This window comes from Escherichia sp. MOD1-EC7011 (genome assembly GCF_002965005.1).
GTDB classification, from domain to species: Bacteria; Pseudomonadota; Gammaproteobacteria; order Enterobacterales; family Enterobacteriaceae; genus Escherichia; species Escherichia ruysiae.
The window spans coordinates 1-19,409 of record NZ_PTRD01000007.1; the positions used below are offsets into that span (position 1 = coordinate 1).

General features: G+C 52.0%; 21 protein-coding genes. 9 read left to right on the forward strand and 12 right to left on the reverse strand.

All coding sequences use genetic code 11. The features are described from left to right. Nucleotides 1-389 precede the first annotated feature (389 nt). Nucleotides 390-962 (reverse strand): D-glycero-beta-D-manno-heptose 1,7-bisphosphate 7-phosphatase, encoded by a 573-nt coding sequence (gmhB, locus tag A7098_RS02505; protein WP_001140174.1) that lies wholly within the window; start codon nucleotides 960-962, stop codon nucleotides 390-392. Between the two features lie 187 nt (nucleotides 963-1,149). On the opposite strand from gmhB, the gene metN reads away from it, so the two are divergent. The 7 genes from metN (at nucleotide 1,150) to A7098_RS02540 (ending at nucleotide 7,615) form a co-directional block, all read left to right on the forward strand. Further along, nucleotides 1,150-2,181, forward strand: coding sequence for a methionine ABC transporter ATP-binding protein MetN (gene metN / locus A7098_RS02510; RefSeq protein WP_000593991.1), 1,032 nt, complete (start codon nucleotides 1,150-1,152; stop codon nucleotides 2,179-2,181). Continuing rightward, a complete protein-coding gene (locus A7098_RS02515) occupies nucleotides 2,174-2,827 on the forward strand; it encodes a methionine ABC transporter permease MetI (RefSeq protein ID WP_001294600.1) in 654 nt (217 codons plus the stop codon). Before metN ends, A7098_RS02515 begins: the two co-directional genes overlap by 8 nt. 39 nt (nucleotides 2,828-2,866) lie before the next feature. Continuing rightward, nucleotides 2,867-3,682 (forward strand): methionine ABC transporter substrate-binding lipoprotein MetQ, encoded by an 816-nt coding sequence (gene metQ, locus A7098_RS02520; protein ID WP_000874226.1) that lies wholly within the window; start codon nucleotides 2,867-2,869, stop codon nucleotides 3,680-3,682. Nucleotides 3,683-3,799: 117 nt separating this feature from the next. Continuing rightward, nucleotides 3,800-4,204 (forward strand): Rcs stress response system protein RcsF, encoded by a 405-nt coding sequence (rcsF, locus tag A7098_RS02525; protein WP_105280281.1) that lies wholly within the window; start codon nucleotides 3,800-3,802, stop codon nucleotides 4,202-4,204. Further along, entirely contained in the window at nucleotides 4,201-4,908 is a 708-nt protein-coding gene (gene tsaA, locus A7098_RS02530) for a tRNA (N6-threonylcarbamoyladenosine(37)-N6)-methyltransferase TrmO (protein ID WP_105280282.1), read from the forward strand. The genes rcsF and tsaA overlap by 4 nt, the downstream gene beginning before the upstream one ends. A 111-nt stretch (nucleotides 4,909-5,019) precedes the next feature. Next, a complete protein-coding gene (proS, locus tag A7098_RS02535; protein ID WP_001260712.1) occupies nucleotides 5,020-6,738 on the forward strand; it encodes a proline--tRNA ligase in 1,719 nt (572 codons plus the stop codon). A gap of 52 nt (nucleotides 6,739-6,790) precedes the next feature. Further along, complete coding sequence (locus tag A7098_RS02540; RefSeq protein WP_085460347.1) at nucleotides 6,791-7,615, forward strand: YaeF family permuted papain-like enzyme; 825 nt, start codon at nucleotides 6,791-6,793, stop codon at nucleotides 7,613-7,615. A 29-nt stretch (nucleotides 7,616-7,644) separates the two neighbouring features. Here A7098_RS02540 and nlpE read toward each other — a convergent pair whose 3' ends face one another. From nlpE to A7098_RS02555, 3 genes are read right to left on the reverse strand one after another with little or no spacing between them, the layout of a single operon-like run. Beyond that, on the reverse strand, nucleotides 7,645-8,355 hold the full coding sequence (nlpE, locus tag A7098_RS02545; protein ID WP_000239165.1) for an envelope stress response activation lipoprotein NlpE: 711 nt from the start codon (nucleotides 8,353-8,355) through the stop codon (nucleotides 7,645-7,647). A gap of 13 nt (nucleotides 8,356-8,368) precedes the next feature. Next, complete coding sequence (gene arfB / locus A7098_RS02550; protein ID WP_000635553.1) at nucleotides 8,369-8,791, reverse strand: alternative ribosome rescue aminoacyl-tRNA hydrolase ArfB; 423 nt, start codon at nucleotides 8,789-8,791, stop codon at nucleotides 8,369-8,371. Further along, a complete protein-coding gene (locus A7098_RS02555; protein ID WP_001185297.1) occupies nucleotides 8,788-9,333 on the reverse strand; it encodes a YaeQ family protein in 546 nt (181 codons plus the stop codon). Before A7098_RS02555 ends, arfB begins: the two co-directional genes overlap by 4 nt. A gap of 165 nt (nucleotides 9,334-9,498) precedes the next feature. Between A7098_RS02555 and A7098_RS02560 the strand changes: the two genes are divergently transcribed. Together A7098_RS02560 and rof are read left to right on the forward strand one after the other, a co-directional pair. Further along, nucleotides 9,499-9,699, forward strand: coding sequence for a YaeP family protein (locus tag A7098_RS02560; RefSeq protein ID WP_000417058.1), 201 nt, complete (start codon nucleotides 9,499-9,501; stop codon nucleotides 9,697-9,699). Then, nucleotides 9,686-9,946 (forward strand): Rho-binding antiterminator, encoded by a 261-nt coding sequence (gene rof / locus A7098_RS02565; RefSeq protein WP_123056742.1) that lies wholly within the window; start codon nucleotides 9,686-9,688, stop codon nucleotides 9,944-9,946. Before A7098_RS02560 ends, rof begins: the two co-directional genes overlap by 14 nt. Nucleotides 9,947-9,998: 52 nt before the next feature. On the opposite strand, the gene tilS is transcribed toward rof, so the two are convergent. The 8 genes from tilS to lpxA all read right to left on the reverse strand — a co-directional run bounded on the left by tilS (nucleotide 9,999) and on the right by lpxA (nucleotide 19,409). Further along, nucleotides 9,999-11,294 carry a tRNA lysidine(34) synthetase TilS gene (gene tilS, locus A7098_RS02570; protein ID WP_105280283.1) on the reverse strand — a complete coding sequence of 432 codons (1,296 nt, stop codon included), beginning with the start codon at nucleotides 11,292-11,294 and terminating at the stop codon, nucleotides 9,999-10,001. Between the two features lie 64 nt (nucleotides 11,295-11,358). Further along, entirely contained in the window at nucleotides 11,359-11,748 is a 390-nt protein-coding gene (locus tag A7098_RS02575; protein WP_000901103.1) for a VOC family protein, read from the reverse strand. 164 nt (nucleotides 11,749-11,912) lie between these two features. Continuing rightward, entirely contained in the window at nucleotides 11,913-12,167 is a 255-nt protein-coding gene (locus A7098_RS02580; RefSeq protein WP_000644313.1) for a DUF4282 domain-containing protein, read from the reverse strand. A 221-nt stretch (nucleotides 12,168-12,388) separates the two neighbouring features. Further along, entirely contained in the window at nucleotides 12,389-13,348 is a 960-nt protein-coding gene (gene accA / locus A7098_RS02585) for an acetyl-CoA carboxylase carboxyl transferase subunit alpha (protein WP_000055746.1), read from the reverse strand. Between the two features lie 12 nt (nucleotides 13,349-13,360). Beyond that, on the reverse strand, nucleotides 13,361-16,843 hold the full coding sequence (dnaE, locus tag A7098_RS02590; RefSeq protein ID WP_105280284.1) for a DNA polymerase III subunit alpha: 3,483 nt from the start codon (nucleotides 16,841-16,843) through the stop codon (nucleotides 13,361-13,363). A 36-nt stretch (nucleotides 16,844-16,879) separates the two neighbouring features. Beyond that, nucleotides 16,880-17,476 carry a ribonuclease HII gene (gene rnhB / locus A7098_RS02595; protein WP_000569438.1) on the reverse strand — a complete coding sequence of 199 codons (597 nt, stop codon included), beginning with the start codon at nucleotides 17,474-17,476 and terminating at the stop codon, nucleotides 16,880-16,882. Next, the gene (gene lpxB, locus A7098_RS02600; protein WP_105280285.1) at nucleotides 17,473-18,621 is read right to left on the reverse strand and encodes a lipid-A-disaccharide synthase; all 1,149 of its coding nucleotides are present in this window, start codon (nucleotides 18,619-18,621) and stop codon (nucleotides 17,473-17,475) included. Before lpxB ends, rnhB begins: the two co-directional genes overlap by 4 nt. Further along, on the reverse strand, nucleotides 18,621-19,409 hold the full coding sequence (lpxA, locus tag A7098_RS02605; RefSeq protein WP_000565979.1) for an acyl-ACP--UDP-N-acetylglucosamine O-acyltransferase: 789 nt from the start codon (nucleotides 19,407-19,409) through the stop codon (nucleotides 18,621-18,623). Before lpxA ends, lpxB begins: the two co-directional genes overlap by 1 nt.

Sequence of the window (19,409 nt, forward strand, 5' to 3'; positions counted from 1 at the left end):
AGCCATGATCAAACTCTTCAATTTAAAAGTTTGATGCTCAAAGAATTAAACTTCGTAATGAATTACGTGTTCACTCTTGAGACTTGGTATTCATTTATCGTCTTGCGACGTTAAGAATCCGTATCTTCGAGTGCCCACACAGATTGTCTGATAAATTGTTAAAGAGCAGTTGCGACGCGGCTTTCAGCTCACTGTCGCGAGGTGGCGTATATTACGCTTTCCTCTTTCAGAGTCAACCCTGAATTTCAGGATTTTTCTCTTTAACCGAACCGGCTGTTTGTGTGAAGTGATTCACATCCGCCGTGTCGATGGAGGCGCATTATAGGGAGTCGTTTCAGGAAGACAAGCGGAAAAATGCATTTTTATTTCAACCGCTCATCTTTTAATCATTACGCCGGTTTTTGCTGCTTTTTTATCGCTTGCGGCAGGTCTGCCAGGCTATTTAACACCCAATCCGCCGCGTTTTCTGCTTCAGGCGTAATAGGTTTACCCGTACGCACCAGCACTTTTGTTCCGACGTTCGCCGCAGCCGCTGCCTGCATATCTTCTAATTTATCGCCCACCATATAAGAAGCGGCCATATCAATATGCAAATAATCGCGTGCGGACAAAAGCATCCCCGGATGTGGTTTACGGCAATCGCAGACCTGGCGAAACTCTTCAACACTACCCTGCGGATGATGCGGGCAATAATAGATGCCATCCAGATCGACATCGCGGTCCGCCAGCGACCAATCCATCCACTCGGTCAGCGTTTCAAACTGTGCTTCAGTAAATTTACCGCGAGCAATGCCAGACTGGTTGGTTACTACCACCAGCGCAAAGCCCATTTTTTTTAGCTCGCGCATGGCGTCAATAACACCATCGATAAATTCAAAGTTGTCGATCTCATGGACATAGCCGTGATCGACATTAATGGTGCCATCACGGTCAAGAAAAATTGCGGGTACGCTCTTCGCCACCTTTTATAGCTCCTTAATAAGGCATGTGACGCTAGTATCGCATGTTTCGACCAGCAAGAAAGTGCTCTTCGCATAAACCTGATTGATTTAGACGTCTGGATGCCTTAACATCCATTTCATTGACGGCGTTGCCCGTTCCAGGCATTCGAAATGCCACGACTAACTTAATGACGATAATAAATAATCAATGATAAAACTTTCGAATATCACCAAAGTGTTCCACCAGGGCACCCGCACCATCCAGGCGTTGAACAACGTCAGCCTGCATGTGCCAGCTGGACAAATTTATGGCGTTATCGGTGCCTCAGGCGCGGGTAAGAGTACGCTTATACGTTGTGTAAATCTGCTGGAGCGCCCAACCGAGGGTAGCGTGCTGGTCGATGGCCAGGAACTGACTACGTTGTCAGAATCCGAGCTGACTAAAGCTCGCCGCCAGATTGGTATGATTTTCCAGCATTTTAACCTGCTCTCTTCGCGTACTGTTTTTGGCAACGTGGCGCTGCCGCTGGAGCTGGACAATACACCGAAAGACGAGATCAAACGTCGCGTGACGGAATTGCTGTCATTGGTTGGTCTTGGCGATAAGCATGATAGCTACCCGTCGAATCTTTCCGGTGGGCAGAAACAACGTGTGGCGATTGCCCGTGCGTTAGCCAGCAATCCCAAAGTATTGCTGTGCGATGAAGCCACCAGCGCGCTGGACCCGGCAACCACGCGTTCTATTCTCGAACTACTAAAAGACATCAACCGCCGTCTGGGTTTGACGATTCTGTTGATCACCCACGAAATGGACGTTGTGAAGCGCATTTGTGATTGCGTTGCAGTCATCAGCAATGGCGAACTGATCGAGCAAGACACGGTAAGCGAAGTGTTCTCGCATCCGAAAACACCGCTGGCGCAGAAGTTTATTCAGTCAACCCTGCATCTGGATATCCCGGAAGATTACCAGGAACGCCTGCAAGCAGAGCCATTCGCTGACTGCGTGCCGATGCTACGCCTGGAGTTTACCGGCCAGTCGGTCGATGCTCCGCTGCTTTCTGAAACCGCGCGTCGTTTCAACGTCAACAACAACATTATTAGCGCGCAGATGGATTACGCCGGTGGCGTTAAGTTCGGCATTATGCTGACCGAAATGCACGGCACACAACAAGATACGCAAGCCGCTATTGCCTGGCTGCAAGAACACCATGTAAAAGTAGAGGTACTGGGTTATGTCTGAGCCGATGATGTGGCTGCTGGTTCGTGGCGTATGGGAAACGCTGGCAATGACCTTCGTATCCGGTTTTTTTGGCTTTGTGATTGGTCTGCCGGTTGGCGTTCTGCTTTATGTCACGCGTCCGGGGCAAATTATTGCTAACGCGAAGCTGTATCGTACTGTTTCTGCGATTGTGAACATTTTCCGTTCCATCCCGTTCATTATCTTGCTGGTATGGATGATTCCGTTTACCCGCGTTATTGTCGGTACATCGATTGGTTTGCAGGCAGCGATTGTTCCGTTAACCGTTGGTGCAGCACCGTTTATTGCCCGTATGGTCGAGAACGCTCTGCTGGAGATCCCAACTGGGTTAATTGAAGCTTCCCGCGCAATGGGTGCCACGCCGATGCAGATCGTACGCAAAGTGCTGTTACCGGAAGCGTTGCCGGGTCTGGTAAACGCCGCAACTATCACCCTGATTACCCTGGTCGGTTATTCCGCAATGGGCGGCGCAGTCGGTGCCGGTGGTTTGGGTCAGATTGGCTATCAGTATGGCTACATCGGCTATAACGCGACGGTGATGAATACGGTACTGGTATTGCTGGTCATTCTGGTTTATTTAATTCAGTTCGCAGGCGACCGCATCGTCCGGGCTGTCACTCGCAAGTAACGTTCAACACAACATAAATAATTGAAGAAGGAATAAGGTATGGCGTTCAAATTCAAAACCTTTGCGGCAGTGGGAGCCCTGATTGGATCACTGGCACTGGTAGGCTGCGGCCAGGATGAAAAAGATCCGAACCACATTAAAGTCGGCGTGATTGTCGGTGCCGAACAGCAGGTTGCAGAAGTCGCGCAGAAAGTCGCGAAAGACAAATATGGCCTGGACGTTGAGCTGGTAACCTTCAACGACTATGTTCTGCCAAACGAAGCATTGAGCAAAGGCGATATCGACGCTAACGCTTTCCAGCACAAACCGTACCTTGATCAGCAACTGAAAGATCGTGGCTACAAACTGGTCGCTGTAGGCAATACTTTTGTTTATCCAATTGCCGGTTACTCCAAGAAAATCAAATCGCTGGATGAACTGCAGGATGGTTCGCAGGTTGCAGTTCCAAACGATCCGACTAACCTTGGCCGTTCTCTGCTACTGCTGCAAAAAGTGGGCTTGATCAAACTGAAAGATGGCGTTGGCCTGCTGCCGACTGTTCTTGATGTTGTTGAGAACCCAAAAAACCTGAAAATTGTTGAACTGGAAGCACCGCAACTGCCGCGTTCTCTGGACGACGCGCAAATCGCTCTGGCAGTTATCAACACCACCTATGCCAGCCAGATTGGCCTGACTCCGGCGAAAGACGGCATCTTTGTAGAAGACAAAGAGTCCCCGTACGTTAACCTGATCGTAACTCGTGAAGACAACAAAGACGCAGAGAACGTGAAGAAATTCGTGCAGGCTTATCAGTCTGACGAAGTTTATGAAGCGGCAAACAAAGTGTTTAACGGCGGTGCAGTTAAAGGCTGGTAATTTTTAGGCTGTTTCCACAATTTGTAATATCATTCAGGACGGGCGCTTGCCCGTCTTGTCATTTTTACAAGCGCCTGATTCAATATTGACGTTTTGATCATACATTGAGGAAATACTATGCGTGCTTTACCGATCTGTTTAGTAGCACTCATGCTAAGCGGTTGTTCCATGTTAAGCAGATCCCCTGTCGAACCCGTTCAAAGCACTGCACCCCAGCCGAAAGCGGAGCCTACAAAACCGAAAGCACCGCGCGCCACGCCGGTTCGAATTTATACCAATGCAGAAGAATTAGTCGGCAAACCGTTCCGCGATCTCGGTGAAGTCAGTGGCGACTCTTGCCAGGCCTCTAATCAGGACTCTCCACCGAGCATTCCAACCGCGCGTAAGCGGATGCAAATCAACGCCTCTAAAATGAAAGCCAATGCTGTTTTACTGCATAGCTGTGAAGTCACCAGCGGTACGCCAGGCTGCTATCGTCAGGCTGTATGTATCGGTTCTGCGCTTAACATTACGGCAAAATGAGCAGTTTCCAGTTTGAGCAAATAGGCGTTATTCGATCGCCCTATAAAGAAAAATTCGCCGTTCCGCGCCAGCCAGGTCTGGTAAAAAGCGTCAACGGCGAACTGCATCTCATTGCTCCCTACAACCAGGCCGACGCCGTGCGCGGCCTGGAAGCATTCAGCCATTTATGGATCCTTTTCGTCTTTCATCAAACGATGGAAGGCGGCTGGCGTCCGACTGTACGCCCTCCGCGCCTCGGCGGTAACGCCAGAATGGGCGTTTTCGCCACACGCTCTACTTTCCGCCCTAACCCGATTGGTATGTCGCTGGTAGAGCTGAAAGAGGTTGTTTGCCATAAAGACAGCGTGATTCTGAAGCTCGGCAGTCTGGATCTGGTCGATGGTACACCGGTAGTAGATATCAAACCGTATCTCCCCTTTGCCGAATCGCTTCCCGATGCCAGTGCCAGCTATGCGCAAAGTGCGCCTGCGGCAGAAATGGCAGTGAGTTTTACCGCAGAGGTCGAAAAGCAGCTTTTGACGCTGGAGAAGCGTTATCCGCAGTTAACGCTGTTTATCCGCGAAGTACTGGCGCAGGATCCGCGTCCGGCCTATCGTAAAGGTGAGGAAACGGGCAAAACCTATGCCGTCTGGCTGCATGATTTTAATGTTCGCTGGCGCGTCACCGACGCAGGTTTTGAAGTCTTTGCGCTGGAACCGCGTTAAATTCACGCCCTTCTCTTTTGACATTTCTCCTGCACTGGTAAACTAAATCACTTTTTTTTGTCCCAGGCTCACCTTGAGCCTGTTCTACCTTCCAACTGGAACCGTAACAACATGCGTACTAGCCAATACCTGCTCTCCACTCTCAAGGAGACACCTGCCGACGCCGAGGTGATCAGCCATCAGCTGATGCTACGCGCCGGGATGATCCGCAAGCTGGCCTCCGGGTTATATACCTGGCTGCCGACCGGCGTGCGCGTTCTGAAAAAAGTCGAAAACATCGTGCGTGAAGAGATGAACAACGCCGGTGCGATCGAGGTGTCGATGCCGGTGGTTCAGCCAGCCGATTTGTGGCAAGAGAGTGGTCGTTGGGAACAGTACGGTCCGGAACTGCTGCGTTTTGTTGACCGTGGCGAGCGTCCGTTCGTACTCGGCCCAACTCATGAAGAAGTTATCACTGACCTGATTCGTAACGAGCTTAGCTCTTACAAACAGCTGCCGCTGAACTTCTATCAGATCCAGACCAAGTTCCGCGACGAAGTGCGTCCGCGTTTCGGCGTCATGCGTTCCCGCGAATTCCTGATGAAAGATGCTTACTCTTTCCACACTTCTCAGGAATCCCTGCAGGAAACCTACGATGCAATGTATGCGGCCTACAGCAAAATCTTCAGCCGCATGGGGCTGGATTTCCGCGCCGTACAGGCCGACACCGGTTCTATCGGCGGCAGCGCCTCTCACGAATTCCAGGTGCTGGCGCAGAGCGGTGAAGACGATGTGGTCTTCTCCGATACCTCTGACTATGCAGCGAACATTGAACTGGCAGAAGCTATCGCGCCGAAAGAACCGCGCGCTGCTGCTACCCAGGAAATGACGCTGGTTGATACGCCTAACGCGAAAACCATCGCTGAACTGGTTGAACAGTTCAATCTGCCGATTGAGAAAACGGTTAAGACTCTGTTGGTTAAAGCGGTTGAAGGCAGTAGCTTCCCGCTGGTTGCGCTGCTGGTGCGTGGTGACCATGAGCTGAACGAAGTTAAAGCAGAAAAACTGCCACAGGTTGCCAGCCCGCTGACTTTCGCGACCGAAGAAGAAATTCGTGCCGTGGTTAAAGCCGGTCCGGGTTCACTGGGTCCGGTAAACATGCCGATTCCGGTGGTGATTGACCGTACCGTTGCGGCGATGAGTGATTTTGCTGCCGGTGCTAACATTGATGGCAAACACTACTTCGGTATCAACTGGGATCGCGATGTTGCTACCCCGGAAGTTGCTGATATTCGTAATGTAGTGGCTGGCGATCCAAGCCCGGATGGTCAGGGTACGCTGCTGATCAAACGTGGTATCGAAGTCGGTCACATCTTCCAGCTGGGTACTAAGTACTCCGAAGCACTGAAAGCCTCCGTACAGGGCGAAGATGGGCGTAACCAAATTCTAACTATGGGTTGCTACGGTATCGGGGTAACACGCGTAGTCGCTGCGGCAATTGAGCAGAACTACGACGAACGCGGCATCGTATGGCCTGACGCTATCGCGCCGTTCCAGGTGGCGATTCTGCCGATGAACATGCACAAATCCTTCCGCGTACAGGAGCTTGCTGAGAAACTGTACAGCGAACTGCGCGCGCAGGGCATCGAAGTGCTTCTGGATGACCGTAAAGAGCGTCCGGGCGTGATGTTTGCTGATATGGAACTGATCGGTATTCCGCACACTATTGTGCTTGGCGACCGTAACCTCGACAACGACGATATCGAATACAAATATCGTCGTAACGGCGAGAAACAGTTAATTAAGACTGGTGACATCGTCGAATATCTGGTGAAACAGATTAAAGGCTGATGCCAGAAAGGGTCCTGAATTTCAGGGCCCTTTTTTACATGGATTGTATAAAATGGATAAACCAAAGGCGTACTGCCGCCTGCTTCTCCCCTTCTTTCTTTTACTTTCGGCCTGTACCGTTGATATCAGCCAGCCAGACTCATCAGCAACAGCGGTGGATGCCGAGGCGAAAACATGGGCAGTCAAATTCCAGCATCAAAGCTCTTTCACCGAACGATCAATAAAAGAAATAACCGAACCTGATCTCAAACCCGGCGATTTGCTGTTCTCCTCAAGCCTTGGGGTAACCTCATTTGGTATCCGCGTCTTCAGCACTTCCTCTGTAAGTCACGTTGCAATATATTTGGGTGAAAATAACGTTGCAGAAGCGACTGGAGATGGCGTCCAGATTGTTCCTCTTAAAAAAGCCATGAAGCACAGTGATAAGCTTTTCGTCTTACGAGTCCCGGATCTTACCCCGCAACAAGCCACAGAAATCACCGCTTTCGCCAATAAAATCAAAGACAGCGGTTACAACTATCGTGGCATTGTCGAGTTCATTCCGTTTATGGTGACTCGCCAGATGTGCTCACTAAATCCTTTTTCCACAGATTTTCGCCAACAGTGCATCAGCGGGCTGGCAAAAGCACAGTTAAGCGGTGTGGGCGAAGGAGACAAAAAGTCGTGGTTTTGTTCAGAATTTGTCACTGATGCATTTGCCAAAGCCGGGCATCCGCTTACGCTGGCGCAATCGGGCTGGATTAGCCCTGCCGATCTGATGCATATGCGTACTGGCGATGTCTCTGCGTTTAAGCCAGAAACGCAGTTACAGTATGTTGGACACCTGAAGCCTGGGATTTATATCAAGGCGGGTCGCTTTGTTGGGCTGACTCAGTGATGAAAGCCGGAGAATGCTCCGGCTTTCAATTACTGCCCCAAACTACTGCAATCCTGGTTTGGGTAAAATTTCCCTGCCGTATCGGGCGCTAATACTTTGGTCGGCGCACCGGTATCCGGGTTAGCCTCAAGCGTAAAGTGACCTTCTACAGACAGTAACACGGGTTTTTCACTGTTACCGCGAGCAGCCAGGTAGCCACGTTCCAGCTCTGCGTTATTCGCCACCATGAAACGTTTTCCAGTCGCGCAATCAGTAAAGGTCGCCGCATCAGCCATATAAAAATACATGCCACGCAGAGTCATCGGTGTCATGGGGAGGCTGGACTTTGCAGGTTCCAGCGTGTAGTTGAACTGCGATTCAATCGGATTACCTTCACGATCGAGCATCTCCAGCGCATCCCCTTTCGCCCGATAATATGACTTTTCACCTTTGCTGTCGGTTAATACCAGCTTGTCAGCGGTTCGCGCCCATGTACCGTAGGAAGCGAAGGAGGAAGGCTCTTCGCGCGCACCCAGATAACGCTCATTCATCACCCATGTTCCGTCTTTTTCGAGGAACAGAGAGGTTTCGATTCCTTCACAATCGGCACACGGCAGCACGCCGCGCCAACTTTGCGGCATCGGTTTCAGTTCGGCAGCCTGCGCCGGGGAAAGCGTATCGACTTCGGCCCGATTATTACATCCCATCAGTGTAAAGAGGCTGATTACAGCCATCGCTGTCACAATCGCTTTTTTCACCATCCATTCCTTCTTTTTATTCCCGACCGCTGCGCACTTTGCCACGCATCGCCTTCACGCTTGATTTTTGTGCTTTCGATGCCAGCCTGCGCTCTTTCGATGCGCGGGTAGGTCGTGTCGGTCGCCGGGCTTTTTGTTCTGTTGTTAATTCTTTAATCACTGTCACCAGCCGGGCCAGCGCCGCTTCGCGGTTCAGCTCCTGGCTGCGGTATTCCTGTGCCTTAATGACTATCACCCCATCGCTGCTAATCAGATGATGGCTGGCGGCGAGCAGGCGCTCTTTGTAATACTCTGGCAGGCTGGACGCCCGAATGTCAAAACGCAGATGAATAGCCGTTGAGGTCTTATTAACATGCTGCCCGCCCGCGCCCTGCGCACGAATGGCGGTGATCTCAAGCTCACCATCGGGAATAGCAACATGTCGGGAAATCACAATCATGAAGGTTGTTGCCAGGCGGTTAAGTTCACTTCCAGATTATTCTTATCATCCGATAACCAGATCACGCCATCCTGAATTGTTGCCTGCAGCGTCATGGTACGATCGGCAAAGGCGCTTACTTTCGCCAGTTGCTCGTCATCCAGATACCAGACGGAAAGATTGGCAAACTGCGCGCATTTGCTCTGATTTTGCTGCCACCAGATTTGCGCCGCCCGACTATTATAGGCAAACAGCGCCACTTCTGCGGCCTGGGTGCAGGCTTTCTTAACCCGCCGCTCATCCGGCAGCCCCAGCTCAATCCACAAATCAATGCCCAGGTGATCGTTACGCAGCCACGCTTCCGGCTCATCATCGGCACACAAGCCACGGGTAAATTGCAGACGTTCATCGGCATATTTCAGCCACGCCAGCAGGCGCAGCATCATACGCTCCTGGGTTTCTGAAGGATGGCGCGCCAGCGTCAGAGAGGCATCGAGAAACTGGTTGCGGTCGAGATCGGCCACATTAACCGTCGCTTTATAAATTGTCGCTTTAAGCGCCATAAGAAAACTCCTTTCGAATCAGGAGGCCATTGTAACGGAATACGTGCAGTTGCGGCGCTGATATTGCAGAAATGAGTGTGGTATAGTCACCTTGCGAAACAGAGTTTATCTTCGTAGGCTTAGACTTGCATCCACGGTTAAGTCAGAGTGCTGACAGGAGGGCATGTGGAAAAATATTGTGAGTTAATACGCAAGCGGTACGCGGAAATCGCCAGCGGAGACTTAGGATACGTTCCGGACGCGCTGGGCTGCGTTTTGAAAGTGCTGAATGAAATGGCTGCCGACGACGCCCTTTCTGAGGCTGTCAGGGAAAAAGCAGCATACGCTGCGGCAAACTTACTGGTGAGCGATTATGTCAATGAATGATACGTATCAACCAATCAATTGTGATGATTACGATAATCTTGAGCTCGCCTGCCAGCATCATTTAATGCTGACACTTGAGATGAAAGATGGCGAAAAATTGCAGGGGAAGGCCAGCGATTTAGTCTCCCGCAAAAATGTGGAGTATCTGGTCGTCGAAACCGCTGGCGAAACCCGCGAGCTACGTCTGGATAAAATTACCAGCTTTAGCCATCCGGAAATCGGTACGGTGGTGGTGAGCGAGTCCTGATTCACTTTTGCCGGATGCGACGTTTGATACGTCTCATCCGGCTTTCACTTAACTAAGCGTTTCTCTGCCAGACAAAACTTACGCCATTCTCATCTTCTGCCACACCGTCTTGCGTCACAAAAATCCCCGCCGCCGCAATCAGCGTTTCGCCATAAAACAGCAGTGGCGTGGTGTCACGTAGCCACGGCGGCACGCCCAGCTCCTGCCAGATTTTCTTTAGCTTGCGCCCACCGTTGCGCCCGACAATATGCAGCAATCCTGGCGCTTTAAAACGCACGCTGACCGCTTCGTCTGCACGCGGAGGGCGAATATCTCCACCCGCAATAAGTTGCACACTTCCCAGACTTGCCGGTAATTCCAGCGGCTGTTGCCACGTCTGCCACGGCACAATGGTTTCGCTTTGCCCGGTGACGGATTTAATCCACCACAATTGCGACTGATAGCGACGTATTTCAAACGCACCAAATCGCAAGCAAGGAGAAGCATCTTCCCGCGCCAGCGCCACTTCTTGCCAGATGCGCACCATCGCATCTCGGGAAGGCATCGGAGCATTCTGCCCTGCCAGCCAGCGGCGGATAATCGCCGCGCGACGGGCGCCGCTCATCGTCATCATTGGCGCAATCTGCAACGTCCCCTGCGGCGTTTGACAGTGCGCTAAATCATCCGCCAGCAGTTCATCTAACAGGCTCTCTTGTTCAGCGCAAAGTGCGGCGCTGCGAGCCGTTGCTTCGGTAAAATGCGGCCAACGCTGCTGCAATAACGGCACCACGCGCAGACGCAGGAAGTTACGATCGTATGAGTCGTCCTGATTACTTTCGTCTTCAATCCAGCGTAAATCATGCTCACGCGCCCACAGCTCCAGTTCTCCCCGCGTGCGAGCGAGCAACGGGCGGATAAGCCGCGTTCCGGCAAAATCGGAGACTTCCCCCATAGCCGAAAGCCCGGCAGGGCCGCTACCGCGTTTTAGCGCCAGCAGAAAGGTTTCACATTGATCGTCAAGATGCTGCGCGGTAACCAGCACTTCGCCAGGCAGAAGTGTACGGGCAAATGCCTGATAACGCGCCTGCCGCGCCTGGGCCTCAATGCCTAGCCCCTCTTGCGCAAGTTGTACGCGCTCGACCACCAGCGGCACCTGCCACTGTTGGCAGACGTTTTCGCAATGCGTAACCCAGGCATCGGCATTGGCACTTAAACCGTGATGCACATGAATAGCGCGCAGAGCGACACCCGGATTTTCCGTCCGCCACTGCACCAACTGATGCAGCAGAACGGTGGAGTCAAGCCCGCCGCTAAAGGCCACCAGAATCTGGCGTGAGGTAAGAAGTTGTCTATTGAGCGTGAGTGTCATGATGGTGCGATTTTACAGTAGCAATGCCCGGCACGTTACCGGGCAAATGCGGCGATGACAAGCCTTACTGCTCATACAGTTCCAACGGCAGCCCGTCCGGATCGTTAAAGAAGGTGAAGCGTTTTTGCGTGTATGGATCGACACGTATGGCTTCACACTTCACGTTATGGCTTTCAAGGTGCGCCACTGCCGCATCGATATCATCAACGCTAAACGCCAGATGCCGCAGGCCGCAGGCTTCCGGTCGGCTGGGGCGCTCCGGCGGGAACGGAAATGAGAAAAGTTCAATCACATATTGCCCATTAAGCGCCAAATCCCCTTTCCACGAATCGCGCTCTTCACGATAGACTTCGCTTTGCAGCGTGAAGCCGAGAATATCGCAGTAGAAAGCTTTGCTCACCGCATAATCCGTCGCAATAATCGCAATATGGTGAACCTGTTTTAAACCCAACATAGAATCTCCTGCATTGATATGATACACACGTGCATCGCGATATATTGATAATACGCATAAATTGCAGGAAAGATGAATCAGACATTTACACTGACTTTAAAACAACATCTCAAACGCCTGTAATAGCGGTTGAGATGCGGTTTGGTGAAGCGTTTTACGGGAGATTACTCTGCGCTATTCTTGCTAACACTCTCAGCAATGCGGCGCAAATATTCGTTATTCTTAAACGCTATCATAATTAATTCGAAAGTCATACGACAGCTTATAAGACCAATGACGGTATAAGCTAACCCTAAGAGAAAGTTTCCGCTAAATATGGAGAAGACACCGCCTATCAGTGTCAGCACCATAGCCAGCCAGTAAAAAAACACCAGTACACGCGGCATAAGAAGACGATCAAATCCTAAAATTGCTTTCATATTTTATCCTTAAAAATTCTATGAGCCTGATAAATTTATATTATTTTTAACCACTGTGTATATTGGTATATGCCTCCGAAATCGGAGTTATCAACATGAGTTCAAGAATTTTTGGGATGGGGAAAATGAAAGTGAGATTATCTAAATGTATTTATAATATGACTAAATAAACTACATACAAAAAAGGTCACCGAAGTGACCCTTTTCAGAACATTTGCTGATTACGCGTAGCCGTAGCTCATCAGGCGCTGATAACGACGATTTTTTAAATCTTCAGTGCTTAACACGTCGAGATCGGCCAGATCCGCCAGCAGTTGCGCTTTCAAAGACGCCGCCATCGCTTCCGGGTTACGGTGAGCGCCGCCCAGCGGTTCCGGGATGATGGAGTCGATCAATTTCAGTTCTTTCAGACGCGGAGCGATGATGCCCATCGCTTCAGCCGCCAGCGGCGCTTTATCGGCGCTCTTCCACAGAATGGACGCACAACCTTCCGGCGAGATAACAGAATAGGTGCTGTATTGCAGCATATTCACTTTATCGCCCACGCCAATCGCCAGCGCGCCACCAGAACCACCTTCACCAATAACGGTACAAATAGTCGGTACGCTAAGGCGAGACATCTCACGCAGGTTGCGTGCGATGGCTTCTGACTGACCACGCTCTTCTGCGCCCACGCCCGGATATGCCCCCGGTGTGTCGATAAAGGTGATGATTGGCATCTTAAAGCGTTCAGCCATTTGCATCAGACGCAGTGCTTTGCGGTAACCTTCTGGCGCTGGCATACCAAAATTACGGCGAATTTTCTCTTTGGTTTCACGACCTTTCTGGTGACCAATAATCATCACCGGACGACCATCAAGACGTGCGATGCCACCGACGATAGCTTTGTCATCTGCATACGCGCGGTCACCTGCCAGTTCGTCAAATTCATCAAATGCCAGGCGAACGTAATCCAGGGTATAAGGACGCTGTGGATGGCGAGCCAGTTGCGCAATTTGCCATGCACCGAGATCGGCGAAGATTTTACGCGTCAGTTCTACGCTTTTTTCACGCAGACGATGCACTTCTTCATCGATGTTAATATCCAGTTTCTCATCCTGGCGGCTAACCGCAGTCAGAGAATCGATTTTCGCTTCCAGCTCTGCAATCGGCTGTTCAAAATCAAGGAAATTCAGACTCATAGTATTCCTGTATTAGTCAAACTCCAGTTCCACCTGCTCCGAACCAATGAGGCCACGGAGATCGTTTAATAAACGATCGCTCGGAGAGACACGCCACGTCGCGCCAAAACGCAACCGCGCACGTGCATCCGCCCTCTGATAGTAGAGATGTACTGGAATTGTCCCAGAGCGGTGGGGTTCCAGAGACTGACGGAGTCGGTTTAAAAGCTGGTCATCAATTTGCCTGTCCGTCAGCGAGATAGCAAGCCCGCGAGCATATTTTTCCCGGGCTTCGTCAATATCCATCACTTCGCGAGCGGTCATTTTAAGCCCACCGCTGAAGTCATCAAAGCTGACCTGTCCGCTGACGATAAGTATGCGGTCTTTTTCCAGCAATTGCTGGTATTTATCCAGGGCGTCAGTAAACAACATGACTTCCAGGCGCCCGGAACGGTCATCCAGCGTGCAGATACCGATACGATTGCCGCGCTTGGTGACCATAACCCGCGCGGCAATAACGAGCCCCGCAGCCGTGGTGACTTTACCACGTTCTGTCGGGTGCATGTCTTTCAGCCTTACGCCTCCGACATAACGCTCAATCTCTTTTAAATACTGGTTGATAGGGTGTCCCGTCAGGTACAGACCTAACGTTTCACGTTCCCCATCTAACACCACCTGCTCCGGCCACGGTTGGCAGCTGGCGTAGGATTGTTCAATTTGCTCAGGCTCTTCCGCCAGTACGCCAAACATATCGGCCTGGCCGATGGCTTCTGCTTTCGCGTGTTGATCTGCCGCTTTTAACGCATCGCCCAGCGAGTTCATCAGCGCCGCACGGTGTGGCCCCAGACGGTCAAACGCCCCGGACATGATCAGTTTTTCCAGCACCCGCCGGTTCAACTTTTTCGTGTCGGTACGGGCGCAGAGATCAAAAAGCTCGCGGAAGTAACCACCTTTATTTCGGGCTTCGATGATTGCCTCAATTGGCCCCTCACCTACCCCTTTGATGGCGCCAATACCATACACGATTTCGCCGTCGTCGTTGACGTGGAAATGGTAAAGACCGGAGTTTATATCCGGCGGCAGGATTTTCAGCCCCATCCGCCAGCACTCATCCACCAGGCCAACCACCTTCTCGGTGTTGTCCATATCGGCGGTCATTACCGCCGCCATAAACTCCGCCGGATAGTGCGCCTTCAGCCATAACGTTTGATATGACACCAAAGCATAGGCTGCGGAGTGCGATTTGTTAAATCCGTAACCGGCGAATTTCTCCACCAGGTCGAAGATTTTCATCGCCAGTTCGGCGTTGATCCCGTTCTTTTCTGCACCTTCAGCAAATACAGAACGCTGCTTGGCCATCTCTTCCGGCTTTTTCTTACCCATTGCACGACGCAGCATATCCGCGCCGCCGAGAGTATAACCAGAAAGTACCTGGGCAATCTGCATGACCTGTTCCTGATACAGGATAATGCCGTAGGTTGGCTCAAGTACCGGTTTCAGGCTTTCATGCTGCCACTGCACGTCCGGATAGGAGATCTCTTCGCGACCATGTTTACGGTCGATAAAGTTATCCACCATCCCTGATTGCAACGGCCCCGGACGGAACAGTGCCACCAGTGCAATCATATCTTCGAAGCAGTCAGGTTGCAGACGCTTGATCAGGTCTTTCATGCCGCGCGATTCAAGCTGGAATACCGCCGTGGTTTCCGAGCGTTGCAGCATGTCAAAACTTTTCTTGTCATCCAACGGGATCGCAGCGATATCCAGCGGCGGCTCGCCATTCTTCGCTCGCCGCTTGTTGATCATCTCCAGCGTCCAGTTGATGATGGTGAGCGTACGCAAACCAAGGAAGTCGAACTTCACCAGCCCGGCGTATTCAACGTCGCTTTTATCAAATTGAGTGACTGGATGTTTGCCCTCTTCATCGCAATAAAGCGGCGCAAAATCGGTAATTTTGGTCGGCGCGATAACCACCCCACCGGCGTGTTTACCAGCGTTACGGGTGACCCCTTCCAGCTTGCGCGCCATGTCGATGAGCGCCTTAACTTCTTCATCCGCTTCGTAGATTTCTGGCAGTTGCGGTTCAGCTTCAAACGCTTTCGCCAGCGTCATCCCCGGATCGGGCGGGATCAGTTTCGAGATACGATCGACAAAGCCATATGGATGCCCTAGCACGCGACCTACGTCGCGGATCACCGCTTTTGCCGCCATCGTACCGAAGGTGATGATCTGCGATACCGCATCACGACCATACATGTCCGCCACGTGTTCGATAACCTGGTCGCGTTTCTCCATACAGAAGTCAACGTCAAAGTCAGGCATGGAGACACGTTCCGGGTTAAGGAAACGTTCGAACAGCAGGTCAAATTCCAGTGGATCGAGGTCGGTGATTTTCAGCGCATAAGCCACCAGTGAACCCGCACCGGAGCCACGGCCTGGCCCTACCGGTACGCCGTTATCTTTCGACCACTGGATAAATTCCATAACGATGAGGAAGTAGCCGGGGAAGCCCATCTGGTTGATAACCTGAAGTTCAGTATCCAGACGTTCGTCATATTCCGGGCGACGCTTAAGACGCTCTTCCTCGTCAGGGAATAAAAATGCCAGACGCTCTTCCAGCCCTTCTTTTGCGCGCTTGACCAGATAATCTTCGGTGCTCATGTCCCCGGTCGGGAACTGTGGCAGGAAGTATTCACCAAGACGCACAGTTACGTTACAGCGTTTGGCGATCTCAACGGTGTTGGCAAGAGCTTCGGGGATGTCGGCAAACAGCTCGCACATCTCCTCTTCGCTACGCATATATTGCTGCGGCGAATAGTTACGCGGGCGTTTAGGATCATCCAGGGTAAAGCCGTCGTGGATAGCGACGCGGATTTCATGCGCGTCAAAGTCGCTGCTGTCGATAAAGCGCACGTCGTTGGTCGCCACGACGGGCAAACCGCGCGCTTCCGCCAGTTCTACCGCCGCGTGCAGATAGCTTTCTTCGTCCGGCCTGCCGGTGCGGATCAGTTCGAGAAAATAGCGATCCGGGAAGTGTTCTTCATAAAACGCAACGCACTCATCTACCAGCGTGCTGTTACCACGCAAAAGGCTGCGTCCGACATCGCCCATGCGCCCACCGGAAAGGAGGATCAGCCCTTCGTTTAATTCGATTAGCCAGTCGCGATCGATGATCGGCCCGGCAGCACCGTACCCGCGCTGATACGCTTTTGAGATCAGCAACGTCAGATTCTGATAGCCGGTATTGTTCGCCGCCAGTACCGTCAGGTGAGTTAACTCATCCCCCAACAGGTCGCACTGGACATTAAAATCCGCCCCGACGATGGGCTTAATCCCCGCGCCATGTCCCGCTCCGTAGAACTTCACCAGACCGCAAAGGTTGGTGAAATCGGTGATCGCCAGTGCAGGCATACCCAACGCCGCCGCCTTTTTTACCAGCGGCGCGGTTTTTGCCAGGCCATCGATCATCGAGTAGTCGCTGTGCACCCGCAGGTGAACGAAACGTGGTTCAGACATCTTCAGATTCCGGTTTACTTAATCTCGACACAAGAATCAGGACGCAAGTCCCAGTGCGCGTTTGACAGGGCCAAAGCTGCGCCGATGGTGTTCGGTCGCGCCGTGTTCAGCCAGTTTTTCAAGATGAAAAGCTGTTGGATACCCTTTGTGTTGGGCAAAACCATATTGTGGATAAACAATGTCCAGTGCCGCCATTTCAGCGTCGCGCGTCACTTTCGCCAGAATAGACGCCGCACTGATTTCCGGCACGCGGCTGTCGCCTTTAACTACAGCCATCGACGGCATCGGTAATTTCGGACAGCGGTTACCATCAATCAACACATATTCCGGGACGATATGCAGCCCCGCAACCGCACGCTGCATCGCCAGCATGGTCGCGTGTAGAATATTCAGTTCGTCGATTTCATGAGGTTCAGCGCGACCCAGACTCCAGCTTAACGCTTTCTCTTTAATCTCTTCATACAACGCCAGACGGCGTTTTTCGCTCAGCTTTTTGGAATCATTCAGCCCGACAATCGGGCGCGCCGGGTCGAGGATTACGGCAGCGGTGACAACCGCGCCAACCAACGGCCCACGTCCGACTTCATCCACACCCGCAACGAGCTGCGTGTGCGGATAAACAAATTCGATCATTGTGCTAACTCCAGAACGGCTTGTGCCGCCTGCTCATCGGCATTGCAGCGGATCTGCTGATGCAGTTCGCGGAAGGTGTCGTGCATCGCGTGGCTGGTTTTCCCGTTCGCCAACAGCGGTAACAACGCCTCTGCCAGTTTTTGCGGCTCACACTCTTCCTGCAATAACTCTTTGACTAACTCTCTGCCCGCCAGCAAATTGGGTAGAGAGACATAATCAGTTTTCACCAGTCGCTTCGCCAGCCAGAAGGTGAAAGGCTTCATGCGATATCCCACCACCATCGGGCATTTCGCCAGCATACACTCCAGTGCTGCCGTACCCGACGCCAGTAGCGCCGCATCGCTTGCCACCATCGCCTCACGCCCCAATCCATCTAAGAGATGAACAGCAAGGTCTGGCGCAACTTCAGCTTTGATGCGTTCAAACTGCTCGCGGCGTTTGGCATTCACCAGCGGCACCACAATCTCAAGATCGGGATATGTCTGGCGCAAAAGCTGAGCCGTTTTCAGGAAATCGGCACTAAGCATCTCAACTTCCGCGCCACGACTGCCAGGCAGCAACGCCAGGCAGTGGGCATCGTGGGGGATCCCCAACACATCACGGGCGGCGTTTTTATCTGGATCTAACGGCATGGCATCAGCCATGGTGTGACCGATAAAACGACACCGCACGTTGTATTTGTCATAAAACGCTTTTTCGAAAGGCAGAAATGCGAGCACCAGATCGGTGGCTCTGCCTATTTTGAAAACGCGTTTCTGTCGCCACGCCCACACGGACGGACTGACGTAATGAATGGTTTTGATACCCTGCTTTTTGAGGTTACCTTCGAGGGTAATATTGAAATCAGGCGCATCAATGCCGACAAAAACATCTGGCTTCAGTTCACCAAAACGCTTTGTCAAATCGGCACGAATATACAGTAAGCGACGCAGACGACCGAGCACTTCAACAATGCCCATCACCGCCAGTTCTTCCATTTCGTACCAGGCTTCGCAGCCTTCAGCCTGCATTCGTGGCCCGGCAACACCAACAAAGCGGGCGTTGGGCACACGTTCTTTCAGAGCGCGGATTAAACCGGCCCCCAGGATATCGCCGGAGGTTTCTCCGGCGACCAGGGCAATCGTTAATGGACGCTGTTCAGCCATTAACGAATCAGACCGCGCGTTGAGCGTGCAAAGAAATCGGTAAACGCTTTCACTTCCGGATAAGTTTCCGCCAGTTCAGCAATTTCCGGTTTCACTTCATCGAGCGTTTTACCGCTGCGATAAATCAGCTTATACGCATTGCGGATAGCAGTAATCGCCTCACGGCTAAAACCGCGACGCTTCAGCCCTTCGATGTTGACACCGAACGGCGTTGCGTGGTTACCCTGCGCAATGACATAAGGAGGGACGTCCTGCGCCACACCGGAGCAACCGCCAACCATCACGTGCGCACCAATGATGCAGAACTGATGGACTGCGGTCATGCCGCCGATGATCGCGAAGTCATCTACCGATACGTGCCCCGCCAGCGTTGCGTTGTTGGCGAGAATACAGCGGTTACCTACCGTACAATCGTGCGCAATGTGCGCATTGATCATCAGTAAGTTGTCGCTGCCCACCTTCGTCAATCCACCGCCCTGGACTGTGCCACGATGAATGGTGACGCTTTCGCGAATGCGGTTACGATCGCCGATTTCCACACGGGTCGGTTCACCAGCATATTTCAGATCCTGGTTAACTTCGCCGATGGAGGCGAACTGATAAATCTCATTGTCGCGACCAATTTTAGTATGGCCATTCACGACAACGTGAGATTTCAGTACGGTCCCCTCACCAATTTCAACATGGGGTCCAACGATACAAAAAGGACCAATGTGAACGTTGGCACCAATCGACGCGCCCTCTTCCACAATGGCGGTTGGATGCACAAAGGCGGATTTATCAATCAC

Excerpts from the sequence above, each read along its gene's own strand:
- A7098_RS02540 (WP_085460347.1), top strand. The coding sequence starts at position 6,791 with ATGGATAAACCAAAGGCGTACTGCCGCCTGCTTCTCCCCTTCTTTCTT.
- arfB (WP_000635553.1), bottom strand. The coding sequence starts at position 8,791 with ATGATTGTGATTTCCCGACATGTTGCTATTCCCGATGGTGAGCTTGAG.
- lpxB (WP_105280285.1), bottom strand. The coding sequence starts at position 18,621 with ATGGCTGAACAGCGTCCATTAACGATTGCCCTGGTCGCCGGAGAAACC.
- metQ (WP_000874226.1), top strand. The coding sequence starts at position 2,867 with ATGGCGTTCAAATTCAAAACCTTTGCGGCAGTGGGAGCCCTGATTGGA.
- A7098_RS02515 (WP_001294600.1), top strand. The coding sequence starts at position 2,174 with ATGTCTGAGCCGATGATGTGGCTGCTGGTTCGTGGCGTATGGGAAACG.
- A7098_RS02575 (WP_000901103.1), bottom strand. The coding sequence starts at position 11,748 with ATGTTGGGTTTAAAACAGGTTCACCATATTGCGATTATTGCGACGGAT.
- accA (WP_000055746.1), bottom strand. The coding sequence starts at position 13,348 with ATGAGTCTGAATTTCCTTGATTTTGAACAGCCGATTGCAGAGCTGGAA.
- metN (WP_000593991.1), top strand. The coding sequence starts at position 1,150 with ATGATAAAACTTTCGAATATCACCAAAGTGTTCCACCAGGGCACCCGC.
- rcsF (WP_105280281.1), top strand. The coding sequence starts at position 3,800 with ATGCGTGCTTTACCGATCTGTTTAGTAGCACTCATGCTAAGCGGTTGT.
- A7098_RS02555 (WP_001185297.1), bottom strand. The coding sequence starts at position 9,333 with ATGGCGCTTAAAGCGACAATTTATAAAGCGACGGTTAATGTGGCCGAT.
- A7098_RS02580 (WP_000644313.1), bottom strand. The coding sequence starts at position 12,167 with ATGAAAGCAATTTTAGGATTTGATCGTCTTCTTATGCCGCGTGTACTG.
- rof (WP_123056742.1), top strand. The coding sequence starts at position 9,686 with ATGTCAATGAATGATACGTATCAACCAATCAATTGTGATGATTACGAT.
- dnaE (WP_105280284.1), bottom strand. The coding sequence starts at position 16,843 with ATGTCTGAACCACGTTTCGTTCACCTGCGGGTGCACAGCGACTACTCG.
- rnhB (WP_000569438.1), bottom strand. The coding sequence starts at position 17,476 with ATGATCGAATTTGTTTATCCGCACACGCAGCTCGTTGCGGGTGTGGAT.
- tilS (WP_105280283.1), bottom strand. The coding sequence starts at position 11,294 with ATGACACTCACGCTCAATAGACAACTTCTTACCTCACGCCAGATTCTG.
- tsaA (WP_105280282.1), top strand. The coding sequence starts at position 4,201 with ATGAGCAGTTTCCAGTTTGAGCAAATAGGCGTTATTCGATCGCCCTAT.
- proS (WP_001260712.1), top strand. The coding sequence starts at position 5,020 with ATGCGTACTAGCCAATACCTGCTCTCCACTCTCAAGGAGACACCTGCC.
- nlpE (WP_000239165.1), bottom strand. The coding sequence starts at position 8,355 with ATGGTGAAAAAAGCGATTGTGACAGCGATGGCTGTAATCAGCCTCTTT.